The sequence below is a fragment of the Corynebacterium frankenforstense DSM 45800 genome (assembly GCF_001941485.1).
GTDB classification, from domain to species: domain Bacteria; phylum Actinomycetota; class Actinomycetes; order Mycobacteriales; family Mycobacteriaceae; genus Corynebacterium; species Corynebacterium frankenforstense.
Map to the genome: position 1 here is coordinate 670,211 of NZ_CP009247.1, position 13,032 is coordinate 683,242.

The 13,032-nt window shown below is 73.1% G+C and carries 13 protein-coding genes; 9 read left to right on the forward strand and 4 right to left on the reverse strand.

What is annotated here, in order from left to right; all coding sequences use genetic code 11:
* Positions 1-29: 29 nt before the first annotated feature.
* Positions 30-701 carry a TIGR03089 family protein gene (locus CFRA_RS02875; RefSeq protein ID WP_075663379.1) on the reverse strand — a complete coding sequence of 224 codons (672 nt, stop codon included), beginning with the start codon at positions 699-701 and terminating at the stop codon, positions 30-32.
* A gap of 112 nt (positions 702-813) precedes the next feature.
* Positions 814-2,388: an LCP family protein gene (locus CFRA_RS02880; RefSeq protein WP_075663380.1), complete on the reverse strand. Its 1,575-nt coding sequence runs from the start codon at positions 2,386-2,388 to the stop codon at positions 814-816.
* Between the two features lie 91 nt (positions 2,389-2,479).
* Between CFRA_RS02880 and CFRA_RS02885 the strand changes: the two genes are divergently transcribed.
* The 4 genes from CFRA_RS02885 (at position 2,480) to CFRA_RS02900 (ending at position 6,362) form a co-directional block, all read left to right on the forward strand.
* Positions 2,480-3,532 carry an SDR family oxidoreductase gene (locus CFRA_RS02885; protein WP_075663381.1) on the forward strand — a complete coding sequence of 351 codons (1,053 nt, stop codon included), beginning with the start codon at positions 2,480-2,482 and terminating at the stop codon, positions 3,530-3,532.
* Positions 3,529-4,515: a glycosyltransferase family 2 protein gene (locus tag CFRA_RS02890; RefSeq protein ID WP_075663382.1), complete on the forward strand. Its 987-nt coding sequence runs from the start codon at positions 3,529-3,531 to the stop codon at positions 4,513-4,515. Before CFRA_RS02885 ends, CFRA_RS02890 begins: the two co-directional genes overlap by 4 nt.
* A 14-nt stretch (positions 4,516-4,529) precedes the next feature.
* Positions 4,530-5,609: a mannose-1-phosphate guanylyltransferase gene (gene manB / locus CFRA_RS02895; RefSeq protein WP_156887948.1), complete on the forward strand. Its 1,080-nt coding sequence runs from the start codon at positions 4,530-4,532 to the stop codon at positions 5,607-5,609.
* 462 nt (positions 5,610-6,071) lie between these two features.
* Positions 6,072-6,362, forward strand: a complete 291-nt coding sequence (locus CFRA_RS02900; protein WP_211272344.1) for a WhiB family transcriptional regulator — start codon at positions 6,072-6,074, stop codon at positions 6,360-6,362.
* A 221-nt stretch (positions 6,363-6,583) separates the two neighbouring features.
* On the opposite strand, the gene CFRA_RS02905 is transcribed toward CFRA_RS02900, so the two are convergent.
* Entirely contained in the window at positions 6,584-7,039 is a 456-nt protein-coding gene (locus CFRA_RS02905) for a metallopeptidase family protein (RefSeq protein WP_075664825.1), read from the reverse strand.
* 189 nt (positions 7,040-7,228) lie between these two features.
* Between CFRA_RS02905 and CFRA_RS02910 the strand changes: the two genes are divergently transcribed.
* The 4 genes from CFRA_RS02910 to manA all read left to right on the forward strand — a co-directional run bounded on the left by CFRA_RS02910 (position 7,229) and on the right by manA (position 11,432).
* On the forward strand, positions 7,229-7,675 hold the full coding sequence (locus CFRA_RS02910) for a DUF3499 domain-containing protein (RefSeq protein WP_075663385.1): 447 nt from the start codon (positions 7,229-7,231) through the stop codon (positions 7,673-7,675).
* A 177-nt stretch (positions 7,676-7,852) separates the two neighbouring features.
* Positions 7,853-9,220, forward strand: a complete 1,368-nt coding sequence (locus CFRA_RS02915) for a phosphomannomutase/phosphoglucomutase (protein ID WP_075663386.1) — start codon at positions 7,853-7,855, stop codon at positions 9,218-9,220.
* A 65-nt stretch (positions 9,221-9,285) separates the two neighbouring features.
* A complete protein-coding gene (locus CFRA_RS02920; protein ID WP_075663387.1) occupies positions 9,286-10,236 on the forward strand; it encodes a hypothetical protein in 951 nt (316 codons plus the stop codon).
* Between the two features lie 11 nt (positions 10,237-10,247).
* Complete coding sequence (gene manA / locus CFRA_RS02925; RefSeq protein ID WP_075663388.1) at positions 10,248-11,432, forward strand: mannose-6-phosphate isomerase, class I; 1,185 nt, start codon at positions 10,248-10,250, stop codon at positions 11,430-11,432.
* Positions 11,433-11,563: 131 nt separating this feature from the next.
* Here the strand turns inward: manA and CFRA_RS02930 are convergent, their stop codons facing one another.
* Positions 11,564-12,226, reverse strand: coding sequence for a hypothetical protein (locus CFRA_RS02930; protein ID WP_156887949.1), 663 nt, complete (start codon positions 12,224-12,226; stop codon positions 11,564-11,566).
* 220 nt (positions 12,227-12,446) lie between these two features.
* Here CFRA_RS02930 and CFRA_RS02935 point away from each other — a divergent pair, with 220 nt between their 5' ends.
* Positions 12,447-12,797 (forward strand): hypothetical protein, encoded by a 351-nt coding sequence (locus tag CFRA_RS02935; RefSeq protein WP_075663390.1) that lies wholly within the window; start codon positions 12,447-12,449, stop codon positions 12,795-12,797.
* Positions 12,798-13,032: the final 235 nt, after the last annotated feature.

A 13,032-nucleotide genomic window follows, 5' to 3' on the forward strand; every position in this document is an offset into this window, starting at 1 on the left:
GGGAACTCAGGCTAGCAGCGTGCGCCGCCTCAGAGGCGCAGAGTGACCTTCTCGGCGGCCGCGATCGCGTCGAGGCGGGCGGCCTCGGCGAAGCCGGAGACGACCACCGTCGAGCCGCCGACGGCCAGCGGCTCGAGGACCTGGCGGGTGAAGGAGGCGTCGTCGGTCCAGCCGGTGGCCAGCACGCGGGCGCCGGCGGGGATGTCGGTGGTCTCGGCGAGGTCGGCCAGGCTCATCGTCGGGGCGGGGAAGACGTCGGGGTAGAAGCGCACGGTCGGCCCGAAGTCGACCGCGCCGGGCGGCAGGGTGCCGCCGGTCTCGGCCACCCCGCGGCCGAAGGGGTCGTCGGTGACCAGCACCAGGTCGGGGCCGGGGTGGTCGCCGGCGCGCCCGGGGGAGGTGAAGACGACGTCGAGGTCGTCGGGGTCGGCCGCCGGGGCGCCGGGGTCCAGGGTGTGGTCCACGCCGGCGGCCATCGCGCCGAGGGCGATCGCGGCGGCCTGCCAGCCGACGGGCAGGTCGATGAGGATGCGGGAGTCGGCGTCGAGGTCGAGCTCCTCGAGCAGCATCGTGGCGACCTTGGCCGCCCAGTTGTCCAGGGTGGTGGCGGAGAAGTCCAGGCGGGCGCCGGTGTGCTCGTCGTAGACGGTCAGGCGCGGGCCGGCGGGGTCGGCGTCGAGGAGGTGGCGCAGCAGTTCCATGGACCCGATCGTAGGTAGGCGCGCGCCCGCGCGCCGCGGGCGGCGGGCGCCGCCCACAGGACGCCGCCGGGCACCGCCCACGCCGTGGGGCGCGACGTCGTCAATCGGCGCGTCAGTTCACGCAGCGCGGACCGTCGCCGCCGGCGTCGATCTCGGGGGAGGCCTCGGGCTCGGTGCCGAAGTCGGCGCCGGGCTCACCGACGGAGCCGTCGCCGCTGGGCGCCTCGGCCATCTGTTCGCCCTGCGGGCCGGCGTAGTCGTCGTGGGTGACCACGACCAGCGTGTCGGCGTCCAGGCCCTCGTTGACGGTCACGGGCAGCCCGCCGAGCTCCTCGGCGACGGCCTTGGCGGCCTCGCTGTCGGCGTCCCCGGTGACGACCTGGGACTCGGTGTAGATGCCCTCCAGGGCGTTGGAGACCTCGGCGACGTTGTAACCGTGCTCCTCGAGCCAGCCGCCGACCGAGCCGGCCAGCCCGGAGACGGACCCGGCGTTGAGCACGTGCAGCTCGGCGTCGGAGGCCGCGGCGGCGGGCTCGCCGGACGGCTGGTCCCCGCCGTCCTCGGGCTGTCCCTCCTCCTCCTCGGCGCCGAGGAGGTCGTCCATGAAGCCGCGCACCTGGTCCGGGTCGACGGTGACGATGGACTCGCCGTAGTCGCCCACGCCGTCGAGCGAGGTCACGGGGATGGTGGTGAAGGTGACGTTGCCGCCGGCGAGGTTGGACAGCTGGGCGGCGAAGCTCATCACGTCCCAGTCCTCGTCGATGACCACGGAGCGCTCGACGGCGCCGCGCAGGTCGTTGAGGCGTCCCGGGTTGGTCAGGGTGCCGGCGGAGAGCAGCTTCTGCACCATCGAGGCCATGAAGGCCTGCTGGCGGGTCACGCGGTCGAGGTCGCCGCGGGGCAGGCCGTGGCGCTGGCGGACGAACTTCAGGGCCTCCACGCCGTCGAGCGTCTGGCGGCCGGCGGGGAAGTCGGCGCCGGAGAACTCGTCCTGGACCGGCTCGTTGAGGCAGACGTCCACGCCGCCGACGGCGTCGGTGAGCAGGACGAAGCCGAGCAGGCCGATCTCCGCGTAGTGGTCGACCTCGATGCCGGTCAGCTCGGCGACGGTAGTGACCAGGCCCTCGCGGCCGGCGGCGAGCTCCTCGCGGGCGATGCGCTGCTCGTCGGCGCCCTCGGCCTCCAGCTCGGAGCGGCGCTCGGCGGCGTGCGCGGCGAAGACGCCGTTGATCTTCATGTTGCCCAGCTCGTCGTCCTTGACGTAGGTGTCGCGCGGGATGGACACGGCCGTGGCCGAGGAGCCGTCGTTGGGCACGCGGATGACCATGATGGTGTCCGTGTTGTGCTCGCCCTCCTCGACGCCGGCGTTGAGCGAGGCCAGCTCCTCCTGGCTCAGCGGGTTGCCCTGCGCGTCCGTGCGCGAGTCGGAGCCGACCAGCAGGATGTCGGTGGCGCCGTCGGGGGCCTTCTTCATGCCCTGGCCGCCGCCGAGGGAGAGGTTGCCGGCCGAGGCGACCTCGTTGCCCAGCCGCCCGACGGTGAGATAGCCGACACCGGCGAAGACGAGCACGAGGACGGAGAGCACGGCGATGACGCCCTTGAGGCCGCCCGGGCCTGCCTGCCGGATGCGGGTGTCCGAGTCCGGGGCCGGCTGGATGGCCCTGACCTGGCGGTAGTGCTCACTCACTGCGGTGGGTTTCCTTCGACGTACTGTTGGGGGTGCCCGGGCGGTCGCCGGGCTCAAGTGCACCCATCGTACTGCAAGGAGGCCTCCGCCCATGAGAGTCGTCGTCACCGGCGCGCGCGGTCAGCTGGGCCGCAGCCTCGCGCTGACCTGTCCGCCGGGGCTCGACGGCGACGTCGTCTGGGCCGACCGCTCGCTTCTCGACGTCACCGACCCCGCCGCCGTCGCCGCCTCGCCCGCGCTCGCCGGTGCGGACGTGGTGCTCAACTGCGCGGCGTTCACCGACGTCGACGGCGCCGAGGAGGAGCCGGGGCGCACCTCGGCCGAGGCCGCCAACGCCACCGCGCCCGGGCTCATCGCCCGCCGCTGCGCGGAGGAAGGTGCGCGCCTGGTGCACGTGTCCACCGACTACGTCTTCGGCGACGCCGTGCTTGACGACGCCGCGCATGCGGACGCGGCCGGTTCCCGCCCCGTGCTTGACGACGCCGCGCCCGGAGGCGTCGCCGGTTCCGAGGGCGTCGCCGGTTCCGAGGGCGTCGCCGGTTCCGGCGCCGCGGTGCCCGCGGGCGCGCGCCCGCTGCTGCCGGGGGACCCCACGAGCCCGCAGACCGTCTACGGGCGCACGAAGCTGGCCGGGGAGCGCGCCGCGCTGGCGGCCTGCCCGCAGACGACGGTCGTGCGCACCGCGTGGGTCTACTCGGGCGACACGCTGCCGGAGCACAAGGACTTCGTCTCCACGATGCTGCGCCTGGCGCGCGGGGGAGTGGACCCGAAGGTCGTCGACGACCAGTTCGGCAGCCCGACCTTCGCGCCCGACCTGGCGCGTGCGCTGTGGCGGCTCGTGCTCGAAGGCGGCGGCGCTGCCGCGGCCGCCGCGGCGGATGCGGTGGGTGCCGCGCACGCCGGCACGGACACCGACACCGCCGGCCGGGTGCTGCACGGTGTCGGCGCCGGCTGGACGAGCTGGTACCTGCTCGCCCGCGAGGTCTTCGCGGCCGCCGGCTTCGACCCGGACCGGGTCTCGCCGGTGGACACGGCCGGTTACCCCACCAGGGCTAAGCGGCCGCGCTGGTCGGTGCTCGCCCCTGACCTGGAGCTGCCGGAGTGGCGGACCGGGGTCGCCCGGGCGGTGGCCGCTAGACTCTGAAGACCGTGAACGACAACGCTCACGCCCCGGTACCCGTGATCACCGTGACCTATTCGCCGGGGCGTCATCTGCGCGCGCTCCTCGAGTCGCTGCCCGAAGCCACGGTCCGGGGTACCCGCACGGTGCTCGCCGACAACGGCAGCACCGACGGGGTCCCGCAGGCCGAGGCCGCCGCCCGTGACGACGTCGAGTTCCTCGACACCGGGGGCAACATCGGCTACGGCGCGGCGATCAACGCCGCCTGGCGGCACCTGGACCGTGGTGCCGGGGCCGGTGACCCCGCAGTCGGTGACGTCGTAGACGGTGGCGCCGTAGACGGTGGCGCCGGGGACACCGCGGGGGACGCCACGGTGGACACCGAGTTTCTCGTGGTGGTCAACCCGGACGTCGTCTTCGAGCCCGGTGCAATCGACGCGATGATCGAGTGCGCCCGCCGCCACCCGGAGGCCGGCGCGATTGGTCCGCTCATCCACGACCCGGCCGGTGCGGTCTACCCCTCGGCGCGCGAGCTGCCGGACCTGGTCCACGGGGCCGGCCACGCCGTGCTCGCCGGGATCTGGCCGGACAACCCGTTCACCCGCGCCTACCGGGCGGGCAGCGACATGTCCCGGGAGCGGGCCGCCGGCTGGCTCTCCGGATCCTGCCTGCTGCTGCGCCGCGAGGCCCTCGAGCAGATCGGCGGCTTCGACGAGCGCTACTTCATGTACCTGGAGGACGTCGACCTCGGCGACCGGCTGGCGCGCGCCGGCTGGTCCTCGGTGCTGTGCGTGGACGCGGGCGTGGTCCACGACCAGGGACACGCCGCCAACGCGCACCGCACGGTCACCTCCGCGGCGCACCACCACAGCGCCTACGCCTACCTGGCCGACCGCCACCCGGGACCGCTGCAGGCCCCGCTGCGGCTGGCCCTGCGCGCCGGGCTCGCGGTGCGCCGGTGCGTCGCGACGGCCGCGGCGCGCCTGACCGACACGACACGGAAATGAAAGAGACTGTTTTCATGCCGCATCCCGAGAACACGGACGCCGTCATCCTCGTCGGAGGCAAGGGCACCCGCCTGCGCCCGTTGACGGTCAACACCCCGAAGCCGATGCTGCCGACCGCCGGCTTCCCCTTCCTGCAGCACCTCCTGGCCCGCATCCGCGACGCCGGCATGACGCACGTGGTGCTGGGCACCTCCTACAAGGCGGAGGTCTTCGAGAGCTACTTCGGCGACGGCTCCGACTTCGGTCTCGAGATCGAGTACGTCGTCGAGGAGCAGGCGCTCGGCACCGGCGGCGGCATCCGCAACGTCCACGAGAAGCTGCGCCACGACACGGTGATGGTCTTCAACGGCGACATCCTCTCCGGCAACGACCTCGGCGCGCTGCTGGACACCCACGAGCGCAACGAGGCCGACGTCACCCTGCACCTGGTGCGCGTGAGCGACCCGCGCTCCTTCGGCTGCGTGCCCACCGGCCCGGACGGCCGTGTGCTCGAGTTCCTCGAGAAGACCGAGGATCCGCCGACCAACCAGGTCAACGCCGGCTGCTACGTCTTCCGCCGCGACGTGATCGCCGAGATCCCCGCCGGCCGTGTGGTCTCTGTCGAGCGCGAGACCTTCCCGCAGCTGCTCGAGGAGGGGCGCCGCGTCTTCGGCCACGTCGACTCCAGCTACTGGCGCGACATGGGCCGCCCGGACGACTTCGTGCGCGGCTCCTCGGACCTGGTGCGCGGCATCGCGCCCTCGCCGCTGCTGCGCGGCAACACCGGTGAGTCCTACGTCGACGAGTCCGCCGGCGTGCGCGACGGCGTGATCCTGCTCGGCGGCACCGCCGTGGGGCGCGGCACCGAGATCGGTGCGGGCTGCCGCCTCGACGACTCGGTCGTCTTCGACGGCGTGACCATCGAGCCGGGCGCGGTGGTGGAGGACTCCATCATCGCGTCGGGCGCGCGCATCGGGGCCAACGCCCGCCTCAGCGGCTGCGTCATCGGCGACGGCGCGCAGATCGGCGCCCGCTGCGAGCTGCGCGGTGGCATGCGCGTGTGGCCCGGCGTGGTCATCCCGGACTCGGGCGTGCGCTTCTCCCCGGACGCCTAGTCGCCGACCGGGGACGCCGCGGGGACCGGAGGCCCGCCCGGCGTGCCGGGGCCCTGCCCGCTCTGCCGCCTGGCGCGGGGACCGGAGGCCCGCTCGGCGTGCCGGGACCCCGCCCGCTCTGCCGCCTGACGCGGGCCCCGGAGGTCCGCCCGGCGTGTCGCGGCCCCTCCGCGGGTGCGTGCGGCTAGGCCCCGGAACCTGCCTGTGACCTGTGTCGCGGCCGGGGTAGTTGCCAGGTTTTTGGCCTACCACTACATGTGCTACCCCCGGAATCCCACCCCCGCGGGGCAGGTGTGTGACTCGTGTGAATTCTGTGGTGGTCGACGTGCGGTTTCGGGAAATGCTCCCCGAAAGCGTCGGATTCAGGTTGACGACATCTTGTGATCCGTGTTGAATTTCATCGGTGTAAGCACCTTTCACATCAAAGACGTCAACGGCAGAAGGGATGGTGGCGTGGAGAACATGGCAGACGACGCCACATTCCACCGCGGCTCGGCCGCCCGCCTCAACCTCGACGACCTCTTCGGTGCGGTCGAGCAGGAGTGGCAGGACCAGGCACTGTGCGCCCAGACGGACCCGGAGGCCTTCTTCCCGGAGAAGGGCGGCTCCACGCGAGAGGCGAAGAGGATCTGTCAGGCGTGCGCCGTGCGTGACGAGTGTCTCGAGTTCGCACTCGAGAACGACGAGCGCTTCGGCATCTGGGGCGGGCTCTCCGACCGTGAGCGGCGCCGCCTCAAACGCGACATCGGCTGACGGCGGCCCCGCGGCACCCGCGGGTGACCGACCGCGTCCTCATCCGGCCCTCGGGCCGGTTTTTTCGTCTCGGGGCCGGGTAGGGGAGTGTCCGGCAAGGGGAATGTCCGGCGGGGGAGCGCCCGGCAAGAAAGTGGCGGGCACGGCAATGTCCGACAGAGGTTGTCCGGACGCGGCGCCCATAGTGGGCGCCACCCGCCATGGGTGGGGCTCTGTGTGCTCTACCAGGGGAAGTTCGGGTCGATGTCGCGCGGGTCCAGGTTCAGGTAGTTGGCCACCAGCGCGGTGAGCACCACCGTGAGCAGCTCCTGGCGCTGCGCCGGCGTCGAGCAGCGCTCCTCGACGGGCATTCGGAAGATCACGATGCGTGCCCGCGTCGGCGCGCCGGTGGAGTCCACGCCCGCGGGGATCACGCGGCCCAGCGGCACCGGGCCGTCGGCGACGATCTCGTCGGGCAGCACGGTCATGTCCGCGCGCAGCCGCATCCGCGGCACCGTGTCCACGGCGACGTCGAGACCCGCGAGCTCCTCCGGGTACTGCGCCGCCAGCGGGGCGTAGGCCGCCAGCACGGCGACGTCGAAACGCCGCCGGCGCGTGCGGTGGGCCGGAACACCGGCGGGCAGCAGCGGTCCCCGCGCGCCTCGTCCGCGACGGTCGCGGTGCACCCTCATACGCATGGTCACAACGCTAGCCCGGCGCCCGCGCCGAGCCGGGGACCCACGCCGTAGACGGCCCGGCCCGGCGCCGGAGCGGGCCGCGGACCCGCGGTGCCGCGACCGGAGCCGACCCCGTCCCACCCGGTGCGGAACGTCCCAGGGGACTCCAGGGGTGTCGGAATCTCGACCACAGGTCTAGACTTTGACGGCGTGAGTGAGTTCCGACGTTGTTCCCGCCCCGGCTGCGGCCGACCCGCCGTGGCCACGCTGACCTACGCCTACGCCGAGTCCACCGCCGTGGTCGGCCCGCTCGCGCCCACCGCCGAGCCGCACAGCTGGGACCTCTGCGCCCGCCACGCGGACAACCTCACCGCCCCGCTCGGCTGGGAGATGCTGCACGTCAAGGACATCGAGATCGACGAGGACGAGGACATCACCGCACTCGCCGAGGCCGTCCGCGAGGCCGGCCAGGTCACCAGCGGGCTCGTCGCCCCGCAGGACCCCTCCGACACCGACGACTCCGCGCTCGACCCGGTCACCTCCAACCACCCGGTGCACCGCTCGCGCCGCGTGGCCGAGGAGAAGACGCGCCGCCGCGCCCACCTGCACGTCGTGCCCGACCCGGACGACGACGCCGACGACGACGAGCGGCACTGACCCCCGCCCACCCGCACGTGCACGCCGACGGCGTGCGACGCGACGTCGGAAAGCGGAGTTCGTCCCCGCCGCATCGCTGCCGTAACATTTCCCCCAGCAGCGCCCCGCACCGCGGGGCGCGTCACCGTTACCCGGGCCGGGAACCGTAGGCCCGGGCGAGCAGGAAGAAGGCAGCAGATGCGCACACGCGACGCGGTCACCTCCGTGATCAAGGCCTACGACGTCCGCGGGGTCGTCGGCGAGGACATCGACGAGGACTTCGTCCGCGACGTCGGAGCCTCCTACGCCCGGATTCTGCGCGAGGAGGGCGAGACCACGCTGGCCGTCGGCCGCGACATGCGCCCGTCCTCCCCGGAGCTCTCCCGCGCCTTCGCCGAGGGCGCGACCTCCCAGGGCATCGACGTCATCCTCCTCGGGCTGACCTCGACCGACGAGCTCTACTTCGCCTCCGGCTCCCTGAACTGCGCCGGTGCGATGTTCACCGCCAGCCACAACCCGGCCCGCTACAACGGCATCAAGCTCTGCCGGGCCGGCGCCCGCCCGGTCAGCCAGGACTCCGGCCTGGCCGTGATCACCGAGGACCTCATCAACGGCGTGCCCGCCTTCGACGGCGGGGCCGGCGAGATCACCGAGCGCGACGTGCTCGCCGACTACTCCGCCTTCCTCAACGGGCTGGTGGACCTCGACGGCATCCGCAACCTGACCGTGGCCGTCGACGCCGCCAACGGCATGGGCGGGTTGACGGTGCCGGCCGTGCTCGACCGCGCCGAGCTGGACGTGCGCGACCTCTACTTCGAGCTCGACGGCACCTTCCCCAACCACGAGGCCAACCCGCTGGACCCGAAGAACCTCGAGGACCTGCGCCGCTTCGTCGTCGAGCAGGGCGCCGACATCGGCCTGGCCTTCGACGGCGACGCCGACCGCTGCTTCGTCGTCGACGAGCGTGGCGAGGCCGTCTCGCCCTCGGCGATCTGCGCCGTCATCGCGGAGAACTACCTGGCCGAGCACCCGGGCGCGACGATCATCCACAACCTGATCACCTCGCGCGCCGTGCCCGAGCTGGTCGAGGACAACGGCGGCACGCCGGTGCGCACCCGCGTGGGCCACTCGTACATCAAGGCCACCATGGCCGAGAAGAACGCCGTCTTCGGCGGCGAGCACTCCGCGCACTACTACTTCACCGAGTTCTTCAACGCCGACTCCGGCCTGCTGGCCGCCCTGCACGTGCTCAAGGCGCTCGGCGAGCAGGACAAGCCGCTGTCCGAGCTGATGAAGAAGTACAACCGCTACGCGGCCAGCGGCGAGATCAACTCCACCGTCGAGGACCAGGCCGCCGCCACCGACGCGGTGCTCGAGGCCTTCGCCGACCGCACCGCGAACATCGACCGCCTCGACGGGGTGACCGTGGACCTGAAGGACTCGAAGGCCTGGTTCAACCTGCGTGCGAGCAACACCGAGCCGCTGCTGCGCCTCAACGTCGAGGCGCCGACCACCGCCGAGGTGGACGCGCTCGTCGAGGAGATCCTCGGCATCGTGCGCGGCTGATTTCATCAGCCGGCACCACGGTATCTCCCACCGTACTGTCACGCGGCACCGCTATCCTGGTTGCCATGAATCTCCCAGACCCGGCCGCGGATGAGTCGCGGCTGTTTCTGCCTGCCGCCTACGAGGGGGCGCAGGTGCGCACGTTGGTCACCCTCGCCCATCGCGTGGACCTGCGCGGACTCGATCCGCGCAGCGTCATCGTGGTCGCCGCCGACGAGCTGGCCGCCCGCTGTGCGGGCGCGGCCGCGGACCTGCACGCCCCGCTGCGGGTGCCCGTCGTGGTCACCCGCGAGCTACCGGCCTACGCCGGACCGCTCGACCTCGTCGTCGTGCTCGGCGAACCCGACCCGGAGGCCGTCGTCGCCCTGGAGGAGTCCTGCGCCGTCGCCGCGCGCCGCGGCTGCCCGATCATCCTCGCCGGCCCCGCCGACGGGCCGCTGATCGAGGACGCCCCGGAGTCGGCCGTGGTGCTCGAGCCGCCGGCCGGCGCCTCGGGCGACTCTCCCGCGCGCGCCTTCGGCACCGTGCACACCGTGCTCGAGCTGCTGTACCGCGACGCCGCGCCCGTGGCCGAGGCGCTGACCATGACCGCGGACCTCGTCGACGAGGAGCTGCAGTCGCTCGTGCCCGAGCGCGACGAGGTGGTCAACCCCGCCCGCAACCTGGCCGCCGCCGTCGAGGGCCACCGCGTGATGCACACCGGCCTCGACCGCACCGGCCGCGCCGTCGCCGGCGTGGTCGCCGCGCTGTGGTCCGCCCGCGGCGTCTACTCGGGCGTGGCCGGTCCCGCCGAGCTGGCCGCCACCGCCCCGGTGCGCGACATCTTCCACGACCCGCTGATCGACGGCGACGACGGGGTGATACCTTTGAGGGTCGTCGTATGGGCGGCCGAAGAAGCCGGCCTGCCCGACGCCGTGGCCCAGGACGCGCCCGAGGACGCGGCCGCGGGCCCGGCGGCGCGCGCTCTGCGCCTGATCACCCGCGGTTTCGCCGCCACCGCGTTCCACCGGAGGTAATCGAGTACACAATGGATCTGCTCAACGGAACCATCCGTGCGTACCCGTGGGGTTCGCGCACGCTGCTGCCCGCGCTCTGTGGCCGGCAGGTGCCCTCCGAGCGCCCCGAGGCCGAGCTCTGGTACGGCGCGCACCCCGCCTCGCCGTCTGAACTGGCGGGCTCCGGGACGCTTCTCGACGCCGCGGTGGCCGCCGACCCGCGCGCCACGCTCGGCGGGCGCGTGGCCGACGCCCACGACGGTCAGCTGCCCTTCCTGGTCAAGATCCTCGCCGCCGACCAGCCGCTGTCCCTGCAGGCCCACCCCTCGCCGGAGCAGGCCGAGGCCGGCTTCGCCCGGGAGAACGCGGCCGGGGTGCCCGTCGACGCGCCGAACCGCAACTACCGCGACGCGCACCACAAGCCGGAGATCATGATCGCGCTGACCGAGTTCCGCGCGATGGCCGGCTTCCGCCCCGTCGAGGCCACCCGCGAGCTCTTCGCCGAGCTCGACTGCCCCGAGTGCGACCGCTACCTGACCATGCTGGACCCGGGCCCGGACGGTGAGACCGACCTGCGCGGGCTGTTCACCACCTGGATCACCATCCCGGGCGAGACCCGCCGCGAGCTCATCGACGCGATCGTCGCCAGGGCCCGTGTGCGCGGCAGGCGGGACGACTGGATCGGCGACGTGCTGCGCACCGTCGTCGATCTCAACCAGCGCTACCCCGGCGACGTCGGCGTCCTCGGTGCCCTGCTGCTCAACCACGTCACCCTGCGCCCCGGCGAGGCCATCTACCTCGACGCCGGGCAGCTGCACGCCTACGTGCAGGGCATGGGCGTGGAGATCCAGGCCAACTCCGACAACGTGCTGCGCGGCGGACTGACCTCCAAGTACGTCGACGTCCCCGAGCTGGTGCGCGTCCTCGACTTCACCCCGCTGGCCGACCCGCGCGTGGTGCCCGTGCCCAGCGAGGAGGGCCCGGCCGGCTCCGTGGACTACCCGGTGCCGGTGTCCGACTTCGTCATCACCGTCGGCCACCCGCCGGCCGACGGCTGGCGCATCGACCAGGACGCCCCGGCGATCCTGCTGTGCACCAACGGCCACCTCGAGGTCGCGGACAAGAAGCTCAGCGCCGGCGACGCGCTGTGGCTGGCCGCCGAGGACCCGGAGGTCACCGTCACCGGCCCCGGCCAGCTGGTCTGGGTGCGCTGCTAGTCCGTCGTCGGAGACGACGGCGCGGCTCAGCGCAGCAGAAAGGGGCGCGGCTTCGGCCGCGCCCCTTCTCACGTCTCAATTGCCTGGTCGCCTGCGGGGGCTGTCCCGGGGCGGAGCTCCGGAGGAGGGGGTCAGCGCTGCGGGGGCAGGGACCACTCGTCGATGCGCGGGAAATCCATCGAGTCCAGGCCCTCGGTCGGCGCCGACCAGGACGGCACCGGATCCGGCATGTCGCCCGGCCCGGAGGTCTCGCCCGTCGGCTCGGCCGGCTGCTCGGTGCGGTGGATGCCCATGTCGCCCTGGTCCTGGCCGGAGCCCGGGTTCAGCGAGGTCGAGGGGGAGGCCGGGGTGGACTGCGGGGTCGGGGTCGCCGTGCTCGGGGTCGGCTCGGCGACGGTGCCGACGGGGCCGCTCTGCGGCGCGCGCGTCGGCTCCTCGACGTTGGTCGGGCGGTAGTAGCGCGTCGGGACGGCGGCCTGGGCGCCCCGGTCCGGGGAGACCGCGTGCGGGGGCAGCAGCGGGTCGTTGGTCGGGGCGACGGGCTGGTGCTCGGCCTCGGCGTGGGCGGTCTGGCCGCCCTCGGTGTCGGCGCCGGACTCGGCCTCGGTGGGCTCGTCCTCGTCGCGCACCTCTTCGCTGGCGGCGGTCAGGTGCCCGTTGGTGGTGTCGTAGCCGGATTCGGCGGAGCTGTTGGAGAACGGCGTGTTGAACTGCCAGACGAGCAGGCCGACGGCCAAGGCGGCGACGATGCCCAGTCCGATGAAGGTGATCACCTTCTTCGTCTCGCCTCTCACAGACGCACCACTTTCGCTTCCCATTGTCTCCAGGTATAACGGGCCTTGTACAGGGCCTCGAGCTCCCCGGCGGCGGTGCGCCGCCGGACGCTCCGGGTTCTCTTGTGACCGCCTAAGGTCACAACGTGGTAACGAACATATCAGAAATCGCCGTCGGGGCAAGGGGTAGACGCTATGCTTGCGCCTCCCCGGCGGGCATCGACCGGAGAGGTGGGGCCCCATGGGTGCCTGGGACGTGAAGATTCTCGGAGACGACGTCAACGAGGAGTTCCTCGATGAGCTGAACGACCTCGACGACGACGAGGTCGTGGAGGCCGTCCGGGACGCCTGCGTGCTCGCGGGGTCCGAGGAGGCCTCCGAGGAGGAGATCATCAACGGCCGGGCCGCGGCCACGGTCGCCGCCATCTGGGCCGGCGCGCCGTTCTCGGCCGGGGCGATCGCCGACGAGCACCCCTTCATCCGCCGCCTGATCGGCACCGACTCCGAGGAGCTCTCCGAGGCCGCCGGTGCGGTGCTCGAGGCCGCCGAGGTCGAGGAGGACCTCGAGGTCTACCTCGAGGCGCTCAGCTGATCCGCTGACCCTCCGGCCGCGCGGCGCACCGACCGGCAGCGACGGCCGCGCGGCGCACCGACCGGCAGCGACGGCCGCGCGGCGCACCGACCGGCCGCGCCGGCCGCCGATCCGCCACGGCGGCGGCGCGTCGACGGACGCCGCCGCACGCCGGGCACGGGCGGGCGACCGGGGGCGGGGTTATGGTTGGGGGAAGCCTGAACACCCCGAACGAATCCCGAGGAGTTGAACCGCC